Here is a 12295-nt window from a genome sequence, read left to right as displayed (position 1 = left end):
GTTGTTCCGGGGAAGATGCATCGAGTGTAGCGAAGGACAATGCCCGACCCACGCTCCATCAGATTGCTGAATGGCCCGAGCAAACCGTGGCAGGGCCTGAACCAACTAGACTCATTAAAAACGAAATAAGCCTTTCTTCGAAAAACATTAAAAAAACTTGGAATTTTCTTTCATGCGCGACAGTCGGATTTTGTAAGCAGCCCGGTTTTATAGCCTCCCGGCTGACAATTAAACGCCAGGTAATTCCAGAACACTTCCAACAAGGAAATAGACATGGGCACAATTCTTATCGTAATCCTGATCCTCTTGCTGATTGGTGGTTTACCAGTGTTCCCGCACTCCAGAAGTTGGGGTTATGGCCCGTCGGGTATCATCGGCGTCGTGTTGGTGGTGCTGTTGATCCTGCTGTTGCTCGGCAAGATATAAAGGTTTAACCGGCAAAAAAAAGAGGCCCTTTTCAAGGGCCTCTTTTTTTATTGCATCAAGACTTAGTCCGGCTTGCCGTCAACCACACCGGCGGTGTTGTCGATCAGGCTCTTGGTCGCCGTTTGCAGGAACGCTTCGAGCTTGAGCTTCAGCTCAGCGGTACGCGGTGCATCCGGAACGATCTCGGCGTGAGGTGTCGCGCCCAGTTCGTACTGGTACATCTTCGGCGCCATTTCCTTTTCTTTCGGCAGCACCAGGATTTGATCTGCCGTGATGATGGCGGTGGTCTGCTCGCTACCCGACGGCTTGATCACGCCGAAACCGGTGTCGCCTTCAGGCAGGTTGAGCAGGTCGCGCCCCCAGCACTGATGACGCACTTCACCACCAATGCGGCCCATGATGGTCGGCACGATGTCGATCTGCGTGCCCACGGTATGGTCACGCTGGCCGAACTTTTCCTGGATGCCCGGTGCGATCATCAGCATCGGCACGTTGAAGCGGCCCAGGTCCATTTCGGTGATCTGGCGCTCGTTGCCAAAACCGTGGTCGCCGACGATCACAAACAGGGTTTCCTTGAAGTACGGCTCCTTGCGGGCCTTTTCAAAGAACTGGCCCAGCGCCCAGTCCGCGTAGCGCATGGCAGTCAAATGCTCGTTCAGGCTACCGCGATCGGTCACGCGCTCAACCGGCAATGGTGTCGGCAAGGCGTATGGCGTGTGGTTGGACAGGGTTTGCAGCAACGCATAGAACGGCTTGCCGTTTTCTCGCGCCTTGAGCTCGACCAGACCACGGTCGAACATGTCCTGGTCGGACACGCCCCAGGTCGGATCGGAGAACACCGGGTTCACGAAGTCGTTACGACCAATGAAGTTGGTCATGCCCTGGTTGCTGAAGAAACCCGACTGGTTATCCCAGGCGAAGTCGCCGTTGTAGACGTACACGTCTCCATAGTCACGGGCACTGAGCAATTGCGGCAGGCCGGACAACTTGTGGCTGCCTTCCGGTGTCTGCATCAGGTATTCGAAACCCGGCAGGTTCGGGAAGCAGGCCATGGTGGCGAACATACCCTGGTGGGTATGGGTTCCGTTGGAGAAGAAACGGTCGAACAACAGGCCTTCCTTCGACAGTTTGTCCAGGTACGGCGTGATGTTGCCCGGTGCACCCAAGGCGCCCACCGAGTGACCGGCCATGCTTTCCATCAGGATCACGACAACGTTCTTGATCGGCAGGGTCTTGTCGGCCGGTGGCGTGTAATCGCGACGCACGGCGGCGGTCTCGGCATCCACCAGTTTGTCGTCCGGCATCACCAGCATGTCACGCACGATTTTCTGCGCTTCAGGCTGTGGCAATGTGGCCTTCCAGACGTTGTCGCGATCTTCGGACATGCGGCTCTTGGCCGCGGCGACCAGCGACAAGGTGCCGTTGAGGCCCAACTGGTTGGCGAAGTTCGAGTTGGTGGTGTAAACGTCACCCCAACGCAGTGGCGGGCCCTGACGCAGGGTGCCACGAGCGGCCACCACGCAAACCAGCAGGCAGACGACGAACACCGTGATGCGCGCATACCACGGGGCGATCTGGCGCGTGCCGATGCTGCCGCCGCTGAAGGGGCCACGAGGCCGGGTGGCGCGGTCGGCGCCCTTGAACGCCAGGGTCAGGATCAACGTGCCCACGGCCCAGGCCAGCAGGTAGCGAACCACCGGAAAACCGTACCAGAGCATGCTCATCACGGTTTTCGGGTCTTCCTTTACATATTGGAAGACCAGGCCGTTGAGGCGCTGGTGGAACTCACGGTAAAAGTCCATCTCCATCAGGCCGAGGAACAGCGCGATGCTCGAGGCAATGGTCAGCCAGAACCGGAAGAATCCGCGTGCGGCCATCGCCCGGGCGCTGAACAGCGCCAGCAGCAACGGAATGCTGAGGTAGACCACCAGACGCAGGTCGAAACGCAGACCGTTGGCGAACGCTTCGAGAAAGGTCGAGGCCGGGGTGTCGAGGATCATCTCGCGGTTGTAAACCAGCAGCGCAACGCGCAGCAGGCTGAACATGACCATCATGACCAGGGCACACAGCAGCGTGTAGGCCAGATGCGATTTGACGGTCGGTTGCAGCAGGCGACTAGAAGCTCGCTGCTGACTCAGGGCGTCCGGGTTTGCCATGTCGTTTTAGGACCCATTGGAAGTTGAAGTTTCAAAAATACAGCGGCGCCTTGCCCTCTGTTGGCCAGTTCTCGGCCCCGGGGCTTGCGCGGTGCGCAAATGTTGCACGATCACCCGCGGCATTGCCATTGATTACTGTCTGCATGTTGGCGCGGGCGAATTGTCTTGGAGGCTTTGTGAAAATTTCGTGCAACGCATATTCGGAAACAAAATAAAGCAGCGTCTTTACTACAAAATGCAAACGCCCCGAACCAGTCGGGGCGTTTTATCAAAAGAGCAGCGCTGTTACTTCTCGGCGCGCTCTTTCAGGGCTTTCAAGGTATTGAAGGGCGCATCGACCACGAACTTGTTGGCGACCATCGACGGTATGCTACCGCCCGGCTCGGTGTGCACCTGATAGGTCACTTCAATCTGGTCACCCTTGGGCACGAACTTCCAGAAACCGTCGACTTTGGTCACCCGCACAAAGCCTTTTTCCTCAGGAATGTACTTCGGCACACCTTCAAGCTTACGGGTCAGGCTGCCATCGGCACCCTCGACGGTGGTCACATGCAGCACCGAATCACGCTCGGTGACCGGCCAAGGGGTATTGAACTGGGTGTAGGTCCAGCTCTGATCACCTTCGTGTTTGAGCAATTTCTGGGTCTTGCATTCGTGAATCCAGGCACAGGCCCCCGGCACGTCTTCCTGCAATGCGCGCAGTTTGGCCACGGTGGTCTTCATCAGCGTGACACCACGGTAGGCCTTGTAATCGGAGCCGGCCACCTCGCTCAGGGAGATCTTGATGCCGTCCTGTTCCTTGGCGACTTTCCAGTCTTCGGCCTGAGCAGCCGTGGTGGCGAACATTACCGTCAAACCACACAGCACAGCCATACGTTGCAGCGAACCCATAGTCTTATTCCTTATTGTTGAAGATCCGTTCGTTGAACACATCACGCCGCCGTCATTTGCTCCCACCAACCCAGCAATTTGATCGCTTCGTCACTGCTGCTTCCGCAGACTTCGATGTCGGCTTCGAACGCCGAACACACTACAGGACGTTCCGGTTTGCCGAAAATGCCGCACAGGTTATCGACAGAGAGTTGTACGCAACGTTCTCCGGCGGGTTTGCCATTGGGCATGCCGGGAATCGGTGAACTGATGGAAGGGGCAATGCAACAGGCGCCACAGCCTTCACGGCATTTCATGACGACGAGCTCCTCGATGGGCGATGTGTTAAAGGACGTGGCACAGAGTAACCGCTAAAACGCTTGTTTAAAATTGTCTGGACCCGGGTTTTTTCGCTTAAACGAGCGTGACTGACCAGTCTCCGACAAAGCGTCTGGCCAGAGGGTCACGGACGGGAAGAAATTATCGTTTGAACTCGAATTCCAGGGCTGCGCCTTCAACTTCACGGCGCTCTTCGTTGCGCAGTTGCAACTGCATTTCGTTGCTGATCAGCCTTCCGTTGAGCTGAAACGGACCAGCCTTCTCACCAAACATTTGCGGCAATACTGCATCATGCCGGGGCAACGGTACCGTACCGATCGGTTTCAGCTCCTCGGCCATATCTTGGGGCAGGCTCAAATCCAGGTCGGCCGAAGGAAGCTTGGTTTTCACGATCTCACTGGCGGATTTGGACTTGGAGGCAATCGGCGGTCGCTTTTTCACCTTGGCCGCTTTCTTTTTGACCGGCGCGGCTTTCTTGGTGGGTGCAGGTTTTTTCGAAGTAGCGCTGGCTGCCGGTTTTTCTGTAATGGAAGCTGCCAAGATGCCTTCGGCCGGGAAGGTCATCAGCAGGCAGAAAGATAGCCAGACGGCGGGAAAAATCGGCTTCATGGACCCAACGGTACAAACGGCAGGAGCCATATGCTCGCCTGTTGCACGCGACATGACAAGCTCGGGCAGGAATAACCTGCCCGCCCCATCAAAAGCCGCCGACCATCTCCTGGCAGAGCTGGGTGGCGAGCATGCCCAGGGTCATCAACGCACGCTCGGCTTCACGATTCCAGGGTGTGCCGCAGTTCAACCGAATGCAGTGATTGAACTGCTCGGTGTTACTGAAAATCAGCCCCGGCGCGATACTGATGCCCTGCTGCAACGCACGAACGTGCAGCTCCTGCGTGTTAACCCGCCCCGGCAGGCTGACCCACAGAATGAAGCCGCCGGTCGGCCGGGTCATTTGCGTGCCTTCCGGGAAGTATTGCTGCACCGCCAGCTGGAACGCGCTGAGGTTCTTGCGGTACTCCTGACGGATGTAGCGCAAATGCCGGTCGTAGCCGCCGTTCTCCAGGTACGCCGCGATGCCCATCTGCGTGACGCTGCAGGCCGAATGGGTGCTGAAGGTCTGCAAACGCTGGATTTCCTGCTGGTACTTGCCGGCAATCATCCAGCCGATCCGCACGCCCGGCGACAGGGTTTTGGAGAAGCTTGAGCAATAGATCACCCGATCCAGCCGATCGTAGGCTTTAAGTGATTTGGTGCGACCCTGCTCGAACATCAGTTCGCCGTAGATATCGTCTTCGACAATCTGGATATCGAAATCCGAGGCCAGGCGCAGCAGTTGCTTCTGCCGCTCTTCGGGCATGGTGCCGCCCAATGGATTGCTCAGACGAGTGGTCAGCACCAGCGCCTTGATCGACCACTGGTTGGCCGCCAGTTGCAGGGCTTCAAGGCTCATACCGGTGGCAGGATCGCTCGGGATCTCGATGACCTTGAGGCCCAGCAGGTCGGCCAGTTGCAGCAAACCGTAGTAGGTCGGCGATTCGGCGGCGATCAGGTCGCCCGGGCGGGTCAGCACTCGCAGGGACATTTGCAACGCATCGACGCAGCCGTGGGTAATTACCACTTCCGACGGATCGACCACCACGCCGGCATCGCGCATGCGGATCGCCACTTGTCGGCGCAATGGTTCGAAACCCGGGCTGAACATGTAGCTGAACGCCCGCGGGCTATGGAAACGGGTGACTTTGGCCAGTTGCTGATGCAGCGCCCGCACCGGCAGATAATCAACGCTCGGTACCGCCGCGCCCAAGGGAAACACACCCTCGCGGCGGGATTCGACCAGGACTTGTTGGATGATGCTGCTGCGAGTGACCAGACCTGGACGCTCGACCCGGGCGATGTCCGGTGTCGGTGCGGTCAGGGCCGGAGTCTGGTGCACGTAGTAACCGGACTGCGGCCGGGCGCGGATCAGCCCCTGATCCTCGAGGTTGGCGTACGCCTGCAACACCGTCGCATGGCTGACGTTGAGCTGCGAGCTCATCTTGCGCACCGAAGGCACGCGCTCCCCCGGTTGATAGACGCCACGGCGGATGTCTTCGGCCAGTTGTTGAGCAATACGTTGGTAGAGCAAGAGATTGGTCATGACGCAGCACTCGATTTCACGGGCATTTTATTCTTGTGTGAAACAATACCGGAACAGTTTAGAAGTGTACGGGGACAGTTGCCACAATAGTCGACCGTACAGTGCAGTGTCAGCAAAAACTGTACTGCTTTGCGAACCAATTGGCAGCCAAAAAAAAACCGGCGCTGACTGGCAGGCCGGGTTGTAGGTGCTGTCGAGTGAAACGAGGCTGCGATCTTTCCAGGCCCACTTGAATATCAAGAGCAAGATCAAAAGATCGCAGGCTCCGCCAGCTCCTACCGGGCAGCGCCGAGCTGGCCTTTTTCGTCAGAGAACACAATTTCTACCCGACGGTTCTGTGCACGTCCCCGCTCGGAGGCGTTCACGTCGACCGGATACTCATCACCGTAGCCTTCAACCTGAATACGTTTATCGTCGATGCCCAAATCCATCAGCACGTCCGCCACCGATTGCGCACGGTCACGGGACAGCTTGAGGTTTTCCTGCTTGCCGCCGGTACTGTCGGCGTAGCCTTCGATGCGCACCACGCGCTTGGGGTTGAGCTGCAGGAACTGCACGATCTTCAACACCACGCGGTTCGCCGAGTTTTTCAACTCCGCTTCGCCCGTGTCGAACAACACGTCGCCCAAGGTCATCACCAGGCCACGGTCGGTCTGGGTGGTCGCCAGCGCGACAATCTGTTCTTCGAGCCACTTGCCCTGCTGCTGCACGCTGAGCAGTTTGGATTCGCGCAGGGCCAGTTGCAGGCGCTGACGCTCCAGTTCGAGCTTCGCCGCACGTTCTTCGTTGAGCACCTGATTGGTGTGTTCGCGCGCGATTTCGCTGTAGCGCTCACTCAGGTAAGCGTAATGCAGCACGTCCGATCCACTGCCCCAATAGCTGGACAGACGATCGGCACGGGCCAGCGACTCACCGGCGCGAATCACGTCCTTGGGCGCGATTCGCAGCACGTTGGAATCTTCCTTGACCTTCTGGAAGTCAGTACTGGCCTGCTGCAACGCGGCCTCGCTGTGCTGACCGGCACAACCATAGAGGCTGGCGCAGCCTGCCAGGATCAAACCGCCCAGGGCTTTGGTCTTGAGGCTCATTGGGCATCTCCCAGTTGCTTGCGCAGGCGAGTGATGCGGGTATTGAGCACGTTCAACTGCTCCTCGCTCTTGAGGGTCAGAACCTGGGCTTCGGCCAGACGTGCGTCCAGCTCGGCCTGCTCGGCCCGCATGCGCGCGTTCTTGAAGGATTGGTCGTTCATGCTGCCCTTGGCGCGGTTGAACTTGTCTTCGGCCAGTTTCATTTCCGGCACGTCGGCGGCGGTGGCGCCCACGGCCTTGGCCTGTTCGAGTGCCTGTTCGGTCAGGCGCATTTGTTCATTCGGCGCCGGATCGGCTGCACAACCCGCCAGAGCCAGAACGGCCAGGGCAGCGAAAAGAGGTCGAATACTCACTAAAAATCCCTACTGTTTTGGGGTACTGACAGGTTGTTGCTGCGGTTGTGAGAGCTGCGCCTTCCAGCGCTCGATATTGCGTTGCAGCACGGCTTCCGTCAGTCCGGACGCGGGCAATTCTGTCATCTTTTTGGCCAGCTGTCCGCGCAACCACGGATCGTTGCAGGCGGAGTTGTGGGAAACCGCGAGGAACAGGCCGGGTTTGTCGATCGGTTGTGGACGGGCGATCAGGTCGTTGGCCAGGTTAAGTGTCTGCGCAGCCGCCATGCCCGAGTAGCGTCCGGCAAGGACAAATTCCACCTCTCCCAGCAGCAATTTCTGAAAGGCCTGGGTCAGGTTAGGCGTACGGGCGAGGGTCAATTGCTGCTCGGCGAATACGCCAAATGCCGGGGTCATACGAGACTTTTCCGACAATGCGCCGGGATGACCGTGAAGGTCCTGCGCTTCGTTGTAGACCAGCGTCGAGTCTTTGCGGGTCCAGACCAGGTAATCGTTTTCCAGTAACGGAGGATGAATGTAATCCAGAGTGTCCAGCTCACTGACCGTCAATGACGCATCCGCCAGCATGTCCATGCGCCCACTGCGCACTTCGTCCAGAGCCTGAGAGCGTTTGCCGGCGTAAAGCAGTTCGACCTTGATCCCCAGCTCCCCCGCCACTTGCTGCAACAGGTCAGCACTGGCACCGATCAGGTGCTTGGGGTTTTGCGGGTCTTGCCACAGGTACGGTGGCGCGTCCGGGCTGCCGGTCACCACCAGGCGTTCGCACTTGCCCGCGGCGACGGACAGCGCCGGCAACACCGTCAGCCCCATTAGCAAAGACCAGCCGTAAACGCGGCGCAGATCCATGGCGACACTCTCCCACTCAAATCCGGAACAAAAAAAAAGCCCGACCAAAAGGTCGGGCTCTTTATAAGTCAGGCCGCTGGATTAGACCAGCTTCTCGAACTCAGGGATGGCTTCGAACAGGTCTGCCACCAGGCCGTAATCGGCCACCTGGAAGATCGGCGCTTCTTCGTCCTTGTTGATCGCGACGATCACTTTGGAGTCTTTCATGCCGGCCAAGTGCTGGATCGCGCCGGAGATACCGACGGCGATGTACAGCTGTGGAGCAACGATCTTGCCGGTCTGACCGACCTGCATGTCGTTGGGTACGAAACCGGCGTCGACCGCGGCGCGGGAAGCACCGACGGCAGCGCCCAGCTTGTCAGCCAGGGCGTACAGGTGTTTGAAGTTGTCGCCGTTCTGCATGCCGCGGCCGCCGGAAACGACGATCTTGGCAGCGGTCAGTTCCGGACGATCGGACTTGGCCAGTTCTTCGCCGACGAAGCTGGAAATACCCGCATCGTGAGCAGCTGCAACGGCTTCAACAGCCGCCGAACCACCTTCAGCCGCCACCGGATCGAAACCGGTAGCACGCACGGTGATCACTTTGACCGCAGCGTTCGATTGAACGGTTGCAATGGCGTTACCGGCGTAGATCGGGCGCTTGAAAGTATCAGCGCTTTCGACCGAGATGATCTCGGATATCTGGTCAACGTCCAACTGAGCGGCAACGCGCGGCAGGATGTTTTTGCCGTTGGACGTGGCAGCAGCCAGGATGTGGCTGTAGCCCTTGCCCAACTCGGCAACCAGAGGAGCAACGTTTTCCGGCAGTTGGTGAGTGTAGGCGGCGTTATCGGCCACCAGCACTTTAGCCACGCCAGCGATTTTCGCAGCGGCTTCAGCCACGGCGCCAGCGCCCTGACCTGCAACCAGAACGTGGATGTCACCACCGATTTTAACGGCGGCAGCCACGGTGTTCAGCGTGGCCGGGGCCAGCACTTTGTTGTCGTGTTCTGCGATTACCAAGATAGTCATGATTAGATTACCTTCGCTTCGTTTTTCAGTTTCTCGACCAGTTCAGCCACCGACTTGACCTTGATACCCGCGCTGCGTGCAGCTGGCGCTTCGACTTTCACGGTCTTGTTGGTGGAGGCGGTGGAAACGCCCAAAGCGTCCGGAGTCAGCACTTCGAGAGGCTTCTTCTTGGCTTTCATGATGTTTGGCAGGGACGCGTAGCGCGGCTCGTTCAAACGCAGGTCGGTGGTGACGATGGCCGGCAGTTTCAGGGAAACCGTCTGCGCGCCGCCGTCGACTTCGCGAGTCACGGCAACCGTGTCGCCGCTGATTTCGACTTTGGACGCGAACGTGCCCTGACCGTAGCCGCTCAATGCCGCGAGCATCTGGCCCGTCTGGTTGTTGTCGCTGTCGATGGCTTGTTTGCCAAGGATCACCAGCTGAGGCTGTTCCTTGTCGACAACAGCCTTGAGCAGCTTGGCAACGGCCAGCGAAGTCAGGTCTTCAGCGGATTCGACGAGGATGGCGCGGTCGGCACCCAGAGCCAGCGCGGTGCGCAGTTGCTCTTGAGCGGTGGACGGGCCGATGGAGACGACGACGATTTCAGTCGCAACACCTTTCTCTTTCAGGCGTACGGCTTCTTCCACTGCGATTTCGCAGAACGGGTTCATCGACATCTTGACGTTGGCGAGGTCGACGCCGGAATTGTCCGCCTTGACGCGAACCTTGACGTTGTAATCCACAACGCGTTTGACAGCTACAAGAACCTTCATGGATTCCTCGTTACTCTCCGGTGAAAAGAAAGTCGCCTAGGCGAACCTGGCGGTTTGATGCTCATCGGCGCAAGGGCACCTCTAAAAACGCTGGTAAAGGTGTCAAGTGACAAGCGCTCACGATGAAGATGACCGTTCGTCAGTGGTGACTGACGAGTCATTCATTATCGCGGCGTGTAAACTGCGCGCCAGAACCTGCGCTGCGCATCACCTTGTACTGCCATCGCCCTGTCTTTAGAGGTGCTCTTGATACCAACAGTCAGCCTACGGCGAGCGCAAAACCGACCGTATATTGACCGGAACACCTATTCCGGTCAATACGGCAAAATGGCCAGTCATAAGCCGCGTGACTTTGATTTCTCTGGCTTTGAGCCGATTCAAACAAACGTTTGTATTGGACGCTAGGAGTGGTGTAGATATAATGCGCCACCTTAGAGAGAAAGGTGGCTCATCGATTGTCCTCTTCCTGCATTGCGCAGGGATTCATGGATGCGACACCAAACCTCCAATTAGAAAAAAAACTGTTGAGCCTTGAGTAGGAGATAACCTGTGGAACGCGAATACATGGAATTCGACGTGGTCATCGTCGGTGCCGGCCCCGCTGGTCTTTCCGCCGCCTGCCGCTTGAAGCAGAAGGCCGCTGAAGCCGGTAAGGAAATCAGCGTCTGCGTGGTCGAAAAAGGCTCCGAAGTCGGTGCTCACATCCTGTCCGGCGCCGTGTTCGAACCACGCGCCCTGAACGAATTGTTCCCGGACTGGAAAGAACTCGGCGCGCCGCTGAACACGCCGGTCACTCGCGATGACATCTTCGTTCTCAAGAACGCCGACAGTGCGCAGAAGATTCCTGACCTCTTTGTGCCCAAGACCATGCACAACGAAGGCAACTACATCATTTCCCTGGGCAACCTGTGCCGCTGGCTGGCTCAGCAGGCCGAGAACCTGGGCGTGGAAATCTACCCAGGCTTCGCCGCTCAGGAAGCGCTGTTCGACGAGAACGGCGTGGTCCGCGGGATTATCACCGGCGATCTGGGCGTTGACCGCGAAGGCCATCCGAAAGAAGGCCTGTACACCCCGGGCATGGAACTGCGTGGCAAGTACACGCTCTTCGCCGAAGGTTGCCGCGGCCACATCGGCAAGCAACTGATCAAGCGCTTCAACCTCGACAGCGATACCGACGCACAGCACTACGGCATCGGCCTGAAAGAAATCTGGGAAATCGACCCGGCCAAGCATCAACCAGGCCTGGTGGTCCACACCGCCGGTTGGCCGCTGGACATCATGGGCACCGAGAACACCGGTGGCTCGTTCCTCTATCACCTGGAAAACAACCAGGTCGTAGTCGGTCTGATCGTCGACCTGTCTTACAGCAACACTTACCTGTCGCCGTTCGACGAGTTCCAGCGCCTCAAGCATCACCCGGTGCTCAAGCAGTACCTGGAAGGCGGCAAGCGCATCAGCTACGGCGCTCGCGCCATCAGCAAAGGCGGCCTGAACTCACTGCCGAAAATGGTCTTCAAGGGCGGCGCGCTGATCGGTTGCGACCTCGGCACCCTGAACTTCGCCAAGATCAAAGGCAGCCACACCGCGATGAAGTCCGGCATGCTCGCCGCTGAATCCGTGGCCGAAGCGCTGTTCGCTGAAAAAGACGGCACCGAAGAGCTGACCACTTACGTCGACGCGTTCAAGAAGAGCTGGCTCTACGACGAACTGTTCGCCAGCCGCAACTTCGGCCCGGCGATCCACAAGTTCGGCGCCATCGTCGGCGGCGGTTTCAACTGGCTCGACCAGAACATCTTCGGCGGCAAACTGCCGTTCACCTTGCACGACACCAAGCCGGATTACGCTTGCCTCAAGCTTGCGGCCGACTGCAAGAAGATCGACTACCCGAAACCGGACGGCAAGATCAGCTTCGACAAACTCAGCTCGGTGTTCATCTCGGGTACCAACCATGAAGAAGAGCAGCCGTGCCACCTGAAGCTGACCGACCCGAGCATCCCGATCGCCAAGAACCTGCCGCTCTACGATGAGCCTGCCCAGCGTTACTGCCCGGCCGGCGTGTACGAAGTGGTGACCATGGAAGACGGTGAGAAGCGCTTCCAGATCAACGCCCAGAACTGCGTTCACTGCAAGACCTGCGACATCAAGGACCCTGCACAGAACATTACCTGGGTGGCGCCGGAAGGCTCTGGTGGCCCGACTTACCCGAACATGTAAGTCGAATGGCTGAACATCAAGGCTCCCGAACGGGGGCCTTTTTGTTGCCTGCGATTCAAGCCACACCACAAACCAATGTGGGAGCGAGCTTGGTCCGGGCGGC

General features: G+C 58.3%; 12 protein-coding genes. 2 read left to right on the top strand and 10 right to left on the bottom strand.

The genetic code is table 11. The annotated features are described in order from the left end of the window. The first annotated feature begins 267 nt into the window (after nucleotides 1-267). Nucleotides 268-426, top strand: coding sequence for a DUF3309 family protein (locus E3W21_RS08780; protein WP_172901242.1), 159 nt, complete (start codon nucleotides 268-270; stop codon nucleotides 424-426). Between the two features lie 62 nt (nucleotides 427-488). Here the strand turns inward: E3W21_RS08780 and E3W21_RS08775 are convergent, their stop codons facing one another. From E3W21_RS08775 to E3W21_RS08730, 10 genes are all read right to left on the bottom strand, one after another. Further along, nucleotides 489-2582: an LTA synthase family protein gene (locus tag E3W21_RS08775; protein WP_134419107.1), complete on the bottom strand. Its 2094-nt coding sequence runs from the start codon at nucleotides 2580-2582 to the stop codon at nucleotides 489-491. 285 nt (nucleotides 2583-2867) lie between these two features. Next, a complete protein-coding gene (locus E3W21_RS08770; RefSeq protein ID WP_129437384.1) occupies nucleotides 2868-3473 on the bottom strand; it encodes an START domain-containing protein in 606 nt (201 codons plus the stop codon). 41 nt (nucleotides 3474-3514) lie between these two features. Next, a complete protein-coding gene (locus E3W21_RS08765) occupies nucleotides 3515-3769 on the bottom strand; it encodes a YkgJ family cysteine cluster protein (protein ID WP_129437386.1) in 255 nt (84 codons plus the stop codon). A gap of 163 nt (nucleotides 3770-3932) precedes the next feature. Next, a complete protein-coding gene (locus E3W21_RS08760; RefSeq protein ID WP_134419204.1) occupies nucleotides 3933-4400 on the bottom strand; it encodes a translation initiation factor 2 in 468 nt (155 codons plus the stop codon). A gap of 88 nt (nucleotides 4401-4488) precedes the next feature. Then, the gene (locus E3W21_RS08755; protein WP_008146981.1) at nucleotides 4489-5928 is read right to left on the bottom strand and encodes a PLP-dependent aminotransferase family protein; all 1440 of its coding nucleotides are present in this window, start codon (nucleotides 5926-5928) and stop codon (nucleotides 4489-4491) included. Nucleotides 5929-6203: 275 nt separating this feature from the next. Beyond that, nucleotides 6204-7016: an OmpA family protein gene (locus tag E3W21_RS08750; protein WP_123364827.1), complete on the bottom strand. Its 813-nt coding sequence runs from the start codon at nucleotides 7014-7016 to the stop codon at nucleotides 6204-6206. Then, nucleotides 7013-7369: a DUF4398 domain-containing protein gene (locus tag E3W21_RS08745; protein WP_134419106.1), complete on the bottom strand. Its 357-nt coding sequence runs from the start codon at nucleotides 7367-7369 to the stop codon at nucleotides 7013-7015. Before E3W21_RS08745 ends, E3W21_RS08750 begins: the two co-directional genes overlap by 4 nt. A 9-nt stretch (nucleotides 7370-7378) precedes the next feature. Further along, complete coding sequence (locus tag E3W21_RS08740; protein WP_129437392.1) at nucleotides 7379-8215, bottom strand: ABC transporter substrate-binding protein; 837 nt, start codon at nucleotides 8213-8215, stop codon at nucleotides 7379-7381. Between the two features lie 81 nt (nucleotides 8216-8296). Then, nucleotides 8297-9226, bottom strand: a complete 930-nt coding sequence (locus tag E3W21_RS08735) for an electron transfer flavoprotein subunit alpha/FixB family protein (protein ID WP_123364825.1) — start codon at nucleotides 9224-9226, stop codon at nucleotides 8297-8299. Between the two features lie 2 nt (nucleotides 9227-9228). Further along, on the bottom strand, nucleotides 9229-9978 hold the full coding sequence (locus E3W21_RS08730) for an electron transfer flavoprotein subunit beta/FixA family protein (protein WP_056745417.1): 750 nt from the start codon (nucleotides 9976-9978) through the stop codon (nucleotides 9229-9231). 549 nt (nucleotides 9979-10527) lie between these two features. Here E3W21_RS08730 and E3W21_RS08725 point away from each other — a divergent pair. Then, nucleotides 10528-12192, top strand: coding sequence for an electron transfer flavoprotein-ubiquinone oxidoreductase (locus E3W21_RS08725; protein ID WP_134419105.1), 1665 nt, complete (start codon nucleotides 10528-10530; stop codon nucleotides 12190-12192). Nucleotides 12193-12295: the final 103 nt, after the last annotated feature.

Origin of the sequence: Pseudomonas sp. F01002 (genome assembly GCF_004402115.1) — a bacterium.
GTDB lineage: Bacteria > Pseudomonadota > Gammaproteobacteria > Pseudomonadales > Pseudomonadaceae > Aquipseudomonas > Aquipseudomonas frigoris.
Note: the sequence above shows the minus strand (reverse complement) of the source record. Positions and strands in the feature narration are given on the sequence as shown.

Excerpts from the sequence above, each read along its gene's own strand:
- E3W21_RS08775 (WP_134419107.1), bottom strand. The coding sequence starts at position 2,582 with ATGGCAAACCCGGACGCCCTGAGTCAGCAGCGAGCTTCTAGTCGCCTG.
- E3W21_RS08770 (WP_129437384.1), bottom strand. The coding sequence starts at position 3,473 with ATGGGTTCGCTGCAACGTATGGCTGTGCTGTGTGGTTTGACGGTAATG.
- E3W21_RS08765 (WP_129437386.1), bottom strand. The coding sequence starts at position 3,769 with ATGAAATGCCGTGAAGGCTGTGGCGCCTGTTGCATTGCCCCTTCCATC.
- E3W21_RS08760 (WP_134419204.1), bottom strand. The coding sequence starts at position 4,400 with ATGAAGCCGATTTTTCCCGCCGTCTGGCTATCTTTCTGCCTGCTGATG.
- E3W21_RS08755 (WP_008146981.1), bottom strand. The coding sequence starts at position 5,928 with ATGACCAATCTCTTGCTCTACCAACGTATTGCTCAACAACTGGCCGAA.
- E3W21_RS08750 (WP_123364827.1), bottom strand. The coding sequence starts at position 7,016 with ATGAGCCTCAAGACCAAAGCCCTGGGCGGTTTGATCCTGGCAGGCTGC.
- E3W21_RS08740 (WP_129437392.1), bottom strand. The coding sequence starts at position 8,215 with ATGGATCTGCGCCGCGTTTACGGCTGGTCTTTGCTAATGGGGCTGACG.
- E3W21_RS08735 (WP_123364825.1), bottom strand. The coding sequence starts at position 9,226 with ATGACTATCTTGGTAATCGCAGAACACGACAACAAAGTGCTGGCCCCG.
- E3W21_RS08730 (WP_056745417.1), bottom strand. The coding sequence starts at position 9,978 with ATGAAGGTTCTTGTAGCTGTCAAACGCGTTGTGGATTACAACGTCAAG.